The organism is Pseudoalteromonas sp. SR45-5, from assembly GCF_014163565.1.
Classification (GTDB): Bacteria; Pseudomonadota; Gammaproteobacteria; order Enterobacterales; family Alteromonadaceae; genus Pseudoalteromonas; species Pseudoalteromonas distincta.
In genome coordinates, this window is record NZ_JACJDN010000202.1 from 1 (window position 1) to 6242 (window position 6242).

Below are 6242 nucleotides of genomic sequence, written 5' to 3' on the forward strand. Positions count from 1 at the left end.
TCTATCATGGTGAGTCACTTAAAAATGGTGATAGTGTTGCTGTTGAAAGAGAGTGGGATTACTTGGGGTTTGGGTCACATGCCATTTGGTTAGATATTCCTAAAAATAGTAAATATGCACAAGTAAGTCAAAACAAAAATAAAGCCGAAGTCGATAAGATCCTTAAAGAATTAAAACAGTTCTGTGATTGGGGGGAAGGTCGTGTAAATGATGAAGGGCAGCCTTATAGTATCGCTATTCTGACCTTTTATAAGGGACAGGAAACAGCGTTGAGAAAAGAATTACAAAAACTGCCGGATAACAATAAAAAATATAGTCAATTTGAATATAAAGGGCAGCCTATTAAATTAGCTACTGTTGATTATTTTCAAGGGCAAGAAGCAGACTTGGTTTTTCTATCTATGGTGAATAATTATCGCGATGGTTTTTTAGACTCACCTAACCGGCTGAATGTAGCTATTACACGAGCCCGATATCAGCTAGCGATTGTCGGTTGTTATGATTATTTTGCTAATAATAGCCGAACTACTGAGCTTAAAAATTTGGCTAAAGCGCTACCAAGGAAAGTTAAATGAATTCGTCACTACAAGAACAATTACAGAAAATAAAACTAAATACTACCAAAGATAGATCTAAAACAGGTCATCCTGAGAACATGCGACAATCTTCTAAAAAAACACGTAGTAATGGTAACTGTCCTTTGTTTACATTAAACCGAAAGGTTAATTTAGTGTGCCTACCTTTGTTGGGAACAGTAGAGGTTTATGTTAAGCGACAGGATATTGTTAATGCGCTTGGAAAAGTAGCTGAACTTCCAATTAGGTTGCTTGAGTATTTAAAAAAACTAGCCTTAATTGACTGTAATAAGGAGCTTACAGCTAGGGGAAAGGAATTTTTAAAAACGGGACTTTTACCTACTCTCGAAAGAGGTTTGTTTCATATTTGGTTTGCCGAAAATGACCAATTATTGGTAAAAAATCCAATTTTAATACAGCGTATCGATGCCTTTGCCACAAAAGACCTTAATCAATATAGATCTTATCGTGGTGATATCAATCAATATTTAACTGAGCAGGTTATTACTACCAACTTAGCGATAGAAAATAATAAATCGATCTCAATTGAGTCGGTTAAGGTTGCGATTAAAAGCATTGAAGTGCTTTGCGATACTTATAATAAAGCAAGCGCATATTTAAATTGGCAGTTAACAGCGCACAGTAAAACTACTCTTAGTGGGAAATTAAATATTGAAGTTCCCAGTAAGGGGAGGGGTAATAAGTCGTCATCTGTTGGAAAAGAATTCTCTTTCAATTTACCAACTAACCACAACCAATATATAGAATTAATGGACATTATAGGTAAGCAGTTAAATGGCAAGTGGAACAATCAATATCAATATTTCTCCCTTCCTTTTAGTGAAACAATTGATGAGAAAAAAACGCTTAACGGCTTATCGTTAGAAACACTTCCTTTTGAAACAGTTGATTCAACTCGTTTTGGTTCATTTAAAATAGTAGAGCATCAGTCATTGCCAATTTCACCTATGGATTTAAGTGATGGAGAGAAATGGCTAGAAGCATGGTGCAAACATTATTACCAGCAAAAGCATAATGCGTTAATACATGCAGAAAAAGCGCAATTGGACTGGCTTTCTCAGCCAGGATTAACCCCACATGATATTACACCTATACAGATTGACAAGATGTTAGCGATATTAGGCACAGAAGGTAAAGCTACTAGCTATTGGCAAGCGGCTGCAGGTTTCGATTTAATGCCACATCTAGCAGCTGATTTTGGCGTTGCTTTAACATTAGATGATGGCGCCGAGTTCGAATTTCCAAAACTTATAAACCATTTAACTAATGGTAGACACATAGAAAATATAATTATCTCAGATCGTTATTTTACATCCGATCATCAACAAGCCCTTTTGACGAGAATCGCCATTAAAGTAGGTGTATCAAAAGGTTTGTTTGTAACACTGAAACAAATGTACAAAAAGAAATTACCTGAAAGTTGGCAGCCTAAATTTATTGATAAATCTCCAGATAATCATGATCGTTACTGGTTGTTTTTTACATCGGCAGGTTTAAAGTGTTGGAAAGTCAGTGCAAGTTTAGACTTTGCTCGCGAGCACAATAGGCAGTGGGTCGTGCATGGCACACCGACTTTTACCCCTTTAGATAAGAGTGATTTACCACAATATCTCCAAGACATCGTTGAAGAATATAACAGGGAATGTGTGTAATGACGATATTAGCACCCAAAAAAATTAAATTCGAAAAAGATTACAGTGAACAAAAGCTTAGCAGTAAATTTGTATCTAAAAATGCTAATACTGAATCGGCTTATGATTGTGATGTTGTTACTGTATTTAACAAAGCTAAATTGATACAGCAGATAGAAGAAACCAAACATACTTTAATTATTTCTGTAGATATTCTGTTTGATAGTGAAACTATCAAAACAATACAGTTACTAGTTGATAACCAACCGTCCATACGGGTTTACTTATGCTTAGGTGATGATGTACAAAACAAAACAGCGATAGATCGGCTTAAATCACGTTGTTTAGTTCGCACTGGTGTTGCTCAGGCTGGTGCGATATTTTTAAGTGATCATCAGTACTTTAATAAACGCGGTGTTGTTATTACGGAATTAGATGAAAGTGGCTATTGTTTGGATCTTACACTAGATCAAATTGATGATAGTTACCGAAGCTTCTGTAAACACTTTTGGGATAATACACAGTACGAATATATAGGGGAGTCAAGGCGTCAGGCACAACCAACAGATGTTAGGATTATCTTAAATGATGAATATCAATTAGATGGTTATTTTAATAGGAAATCATTTAAAACAACAATAGCAACAGTTAACGCATCAGCTTTAGCAAATAAAATTGAGATAACAGATGACGCTATGCTGATTTCAAATCGGCAACTTGCCGAGCTAAATAGTATCGCAAAAGAAAGTTCAGTAAATATAGTTTTAACTGACTTTAACTATCCTAATATTGTTTATGAAGCTAAAGATGATGAAAGAAGTGAAGAGGTGGTTTGGTTACTCCCGAAGGGGTTTTCTGCAGGTAAAGTAAATTGGGCTATTCAGCTTGATGAAGCTCAAAAAAATAATGTAACTGCATCTATTAATAAGGTTGCTGAGCAGGCTTGTTGGGTACTGGCGTTAAAACCAAATGTATCTGAGCTTGTTAATGTTAAATTTGTGTCTGCTAATAATTCAAATGAAGAATTAATGACCATAGAGCAACGCAAAACTATTACTTTGGAAGAGCACTATTGCCAATCAATCGAAGAATTTTTGAATGAAACTCCAGAAGCTTTGTTTTCGAAACAAACAAATTGGTCTGATAAATTTGCTGCGCAACATGTTTCATTCACTGGAATAATTCATCCTCCTTATTGCCCAAAAAACGCAACCGCTGATGAATTGGTAAATAAGTGGGAGAAAGTAAATAACATGTGGCAGCAATCACTCTCCGAAGCGGAAAGCACGCTAAATAACTCAAGTAAACAACTTACTGAAAGTAGGACTCGCTCGTTTGCAAGTTTATTGAGTCAATTTATTCTGGGGCAAAATCAGACACATAGAAAATTGATTGAAAGAATAGATGCGCTCAAAAAGTTTAACCTTTTACACTCAACACCTGCTGAGAGAAAAAAGGTAGAAGATGATTTTTCTCAAATTGTATTAGAACTAAATCAGAATAAAACGCAAATATCTCAGCAGATCAATTTGGCTGAAAAAGAACATATTTGGGATAAAAAAATTAAGCAATTATCAGCGGATAAAGAGCAAGCTAAGAACGATGTGAGTAAAGCGAAAGAACTTATTAAAAATAAGCGACCAAAACTAGAAACGTTACTTAAAGAAATAGAAAGCAAGTACCGTGAGGAAGTTAAAACTTACAGAAGTGAGAAAACAGAAGACGATACAGCGACATTACCAAAGGAGGCAGAAGAGTTAGACAGCACCAAACAATTCTTTTCAAAGAAAGAAAATCGAAAGATACACGCTAAATTATATCAAGTTTACAACCATTTAGTTACTGAACATAGCAAAGCCCATAAAGAGCTGTTAGATATTGAGAGCAATACTAATAATCAAGAAAAGAGTTTAGCAACCATCAATGATGAGCTTGACCAGCATGAACGCCGCAAACCAAAAGCAGAAAGCTTAGATGAGTCGTTAGATCTACAACTCGGACTTAAAAGTAAAAAACAGTTAAAAATTATTTGGCCTTCAGAATATTTACCAAATGATGCTTTTTCATTAATGCAAGATAAAGGTAAACGGTATCTAGTGATTGAATCATTAGATAAATATGAGATTGCTAATAAAGAGGCGTCTCGATTAGAAGCAACAGTTTGCATCTTTAAAAGTGGTGATGCTTATGCCTGAGCAACAAATTATTATAACGATTGATGAGCAAGGCCAAGTTAATGCCAAAACAGAAGGGTTTCAAGGTGATTCTTGTATAGATGCTGTTGTTGACCTTCTTGGTGAGCAGATTAACATTAAGAATTTAAAAAAGACTGATGAATATCATCAATCACAAACTGTAAAAGCAGCTCATATTGTCGAAAGTAAGCGAGGTGGTTAATGAGTGCTGTTATTAAAACTACCACGCCCTTTGTAGTAGAAGTTGCACTTTTTCAGTCACTTATTAAGTTAGGATATGAACCAAAATATATAACTGTAAAAAATATACGTGACTTTCAGGGAAATAATAGTGTTGAGTGTGGTGACATAGTTACTAATAGAGTTGATTACAATGGACACCAGCACTTTAGAAAGCAAGGTAAGCTCTGGGTATTAAGGCATGATGCTGATCAATATAATGCACGAGTACTAGGTTTAAAGCATTATAAAAAAATCGCTGACTTCTTATCGGAGTTAGAGCAAGAGTACTTGTGTGAGTATGAGCGTCATTTAGCAGAACTCGCCGAGATAGAAAGAAAAGAAATTGAAGAGCAAAGAAAGGTGAGAGTGGAAGTAACTCGACAACAAGCAATAGCAAAAGCTCAAGCTCAAGGTTATACCGTAAAAGAAAAGCAGATTAATGGCAAAATTCAACTTGTTTGTATTAGGCATATTTAATTTATGACTAATATAGATGAAGGCAATTCTTTTTTTAATCTAGCTCATATCGAAGCACATACTCATATATATGGTCCAGGTTCACGTTTCACAATTTGGCTACAAGGATGTAGCTTGGGCTGCAAAGGCTGTTGGAATACTCAAATGTGGCCGCATAGAGAGAGAACCCTTGTACACAGAGAAAAACTTTATCAGCAAATTTTGGATACGCCCGAAATTAGTGGTATTACCTTTTTAGGAGGTGAACCGCTTGAGCAAGCAGATAATACGCTTTGGCTAATCAAAATGATAAAGGACAATACCAGTTTGACTAATGTTGTTTATACAGGCTTTGAACAAAGAGAGCTAGAGCTTAAAGGTTATTGGTCAGCTTTATGTGAAAATAGTGACCTAATTATATCGGGGCGCTATCAACATTCATTACGAAACCCATATTTAAGACTTCGAGGTTCAACAAATCAAAAACTTGTATATCCGCATGGCTCTAGACTTATGGAAGAAAGCGATGGAGGTAATGAAATTGAAATAGTAATTGATAGTTTAGGCTCAATTACAACTCTTGGTTATCCAGATTAAATATTGATAGTCTTCCAGAACTGTATGTGTAATTAGGGTAGCTTGGGGGTGACAATAGTAGGAGTTCATCCCCCATTTTTAATGTGTAGATAATTAGTTAAACATTGTGCGACCGAGATAATTTATCAGCTAACACTTGGAAGTAACATAACAAAAGTGGGTCACTGCATATAATAATTATTTTTAATTGGTACGACTGAGCGGATTTGAACTGCTGACCCTTGGACCAGGTGCTCAAGAGTGGGTAATGCTTTTTCTCTGGTTTTTTTTATTACTTTGAATTGGTACGACTGAGTGGATTCGAACTGCTGACCCTTGGACCGGGTGAGCAAGAGTGGGTAGTGCTTTTTCTTCGGTTTTTTATTACTTTGAAGTGGTACGACTGAGTGGATTCGAACTGCTGACCCTTGGACCGGGTGATCAAGAGCGGGTAGTGCTTTTTCTTTCAAATGTACTTTATTTATTTTACTTAAATGTTGGTACGACTGAGTGGATTCGAACCACCGACCCCTACCATGTCAAGGTAGTGCTCTAACCAACTGAGC

General features: G+C 35.9%; 6 protein-coding genes. All 6 read left to right on the forward strand.

Translation table 11 applies throughout. The annotated features are described in order from the left end of the window. A partial coding sequence (locus H5072_RS09355; protein WP_259395913.1) for a C-terminal helicase domain-containing protein occupies positions 1–575 on the forward strand: 575 nt, incomplete at its 5' end. After that, a complete protein-coding gene (locus H5072_RS09360; protein WP_182693365.1) occupies positions 572–2248 on the forward strand; it encodes a hypothetical protein in 1677 nt (558 codons plus the stop codon). The genes H5072_RS09355 and H5072_RS09360, both read left to right, overlap by 4 nt. Then, complete coding sequence (locus H5072_RS09365) at positions 2248–4422, forward strand: hypothetical protein (protein ID WP_182693366.1); 2175 nt, start codon at positions 2248–2250, stop codon at positions 4420–4422. Before H5072_RS09360 ends, H5072_RS09365 begins: the two co-directional genes overlap by 1 nt. After that, entirely contained in the window at positions 4415–4624 is a 210-nt protein-coding gene (locus tag H5072_RS09370; protein ID WP_182693367.1) for a DUF2997 domain-containing protein, read from the forward strand. Before H5072_RS09365 ends, H5072_RS09370 begins: the two co-directional genes overlap by 8 nt. Further along, positions 4624–5121 carry a hypothetical protein gene (locus tag H5072_RS09375; protein WP_182693368.1) on the forward strand — a complete coding sequence of 166 codons (498 nt, stop codon included), beginning with the start codon at positions 4624–4626 and terminating at the stop codon, positions 5119–5121. Before H5072_RS09370 ends, H5072_RS09375 begins: the two co-directional genes overlap by 1 nt. Positions 5122–5124: 3 nt before the next feature. After that, positions 5125–5697 carry a 4Fe-4S single cluster domain-containing protein gene (locus H5072_RS09380; RefSeq protein WP_182693369.1) on the forward strand — a complete coding sequence of 191 codons (573 nt, stop codon included), beginning with the start codon at positions 5125–5127 and terminating at the stop codon, positions 5695–5697. The last annotated feature ends 545 nt before the right edge of the window (positions 5698–6242 follow it).